Raw genomic sequence first — 1,645 nt, forward strand, 5'->3', positions numbered from 1 at the left:
CTGGCAAAAGTGTAGCAGTATTCGGCGCAGCTATTTAGCACAAGAAATACAATAGTAAGATTCACCTTGCGTTGAGTTCTTTACACTCAACCTAAATTCACCTTTGGTAATTACGTGCTTTTTGTCGTGTTTACAGGCAGTTTTTCTAGAAGCAACCTCAAACTTAGCACCAACAATAAGAGACTTGAATTTAGCCATTAGACCATTCCTGCCTTATGTCTTCAGCTAAATTGGAAATTGCTGATTTAGCTTCTTCAACCTGTTCTAAACTTAAATTTTCTCTATCACCGCTATTACAACCTATGTACTCATTAACACGATTATGGAGTTCTCTTACAGCCCAAGCATAATTATCTTGAGACTTATTGAAATTCCTACCTTTTGTCTTAAATCCAAGCTGATTAATGAGTAATCCCGCATGATGATTAACAAGATCGTTAATCGCTTGTCTTCCTGCTCTTCTCTGGTCCTGCTTACTCAACCTAGATTTGCGTAAAATCTCTATGGCTTCATTCGTTGTCATACCTAAAGCCGCAAGTTCATTTTTGAGTTCCTGGAAATCCCCGATAGGATCTAACTCGGAAGCTATTACACCATCAGTGCTAGTAATCTCTACAGGAATAAGCCTGTTGTATCCTCCCGTTTCATCAGGATCGCTGTCACTTGTTCCATCAGAACCAAAAGCTACATCTTCAACTTCTGGTAGCAAGTCAGCGAAGAAATCTTGGTCAGCCTGGCTGAAATTCCTAAAGTCACTCCATCTATTGGCAATATTTGCACCAACATGAAAAACAACCACGCCTCTATTAACCAAATCTCCAGGGGCATTCTGTTTTACGACACGCATGACTCTACCAACAAACTGAACAAATGGGCTTAAATTAGTAAAAATACTACCGACCATAGCCACAGATAAGAATTTATGGTCGAAACCTTCACCAAGCATTTTGGATTGAATTATTACATCCAATTCATGATTTTCTAGTTTAGAGAAAACTCTATCATTAACCGAGCCATCTTCATTAGAGTGTACGTAATCAGCACGTAAATTTCTGGCAAGGAATGCTTCTTTTATCTGGATGCAATGCCCATAATTAATAGCAGATGCAATTATTTTTAACCGTTTCTCTCCAGACTCTTGACGCAGTCTATTTAGCTCCTTGATAGAAAGATCAACCAACGTACTAAGAGTCTCATCAGACATGAGAACACCACGTCTGAAAGATGCTTCTTCTTCACCTAAACGCTTAATTTCATCAGGACTTGCTAAGGTTATCTCAGTACCATCGCTATTAATATAGGCTAACTTTGATGGACTAATCATTTTTGCATGAAGCCTTTTTATATACCCCTCCCTAATTGCTTCAACAACAGGAAAGCTATATATAACCTCACCGCTCATCAACTGACCATCACTCCTCATGGGCGTAGCGCTGTAGTTTACTACCTTAGCGCTTGGGAATTTTTCCTTAACCTTAACCCATGTATTTGCTTTATTATGATGGGCTTCATCAACAATAATCAAATCAAAGAAATCGGCATCTAGCTGCTCTAACCATTTATTATCATCACCAGCTATTTGTTGAATGTTTGAAACAACAATATCACTAAATAGCTGCGCCGAATACTGCTACACTTTTGCCAG

The 1,645-nt window shown here is 38.7% G+C and carries 1 protein-coding gene; it reads right to left on the reverse strand.

Translation table 11 applies throughout. The features are described from left to right. Positions 1-190 precede the first annotated feature (190 nt). Positions 191-1,603, reverse strand: coding sequence for a DEAD/DEAH box helicase (locus JJB97_RS17880; RefSeq protein ID WP_317981564.1), 1,413 nt, complete (start codon positions 1,601-1,603; stop codon positions 191-193). Positions 1,604-1,645 lie beyond the last annotated feature (42 nt).

The sequence above is a fragment of the Tenebrionibacter intestinalis genome (assembly GCF_016632365.1).
Lineage (GTDB): Bacteria > Pseudomonadota > Gammaproteobacteria > Enterobacterales > Enterobacteriaceae > Tenebrionibacter > Tenebrionibacter intestinalis.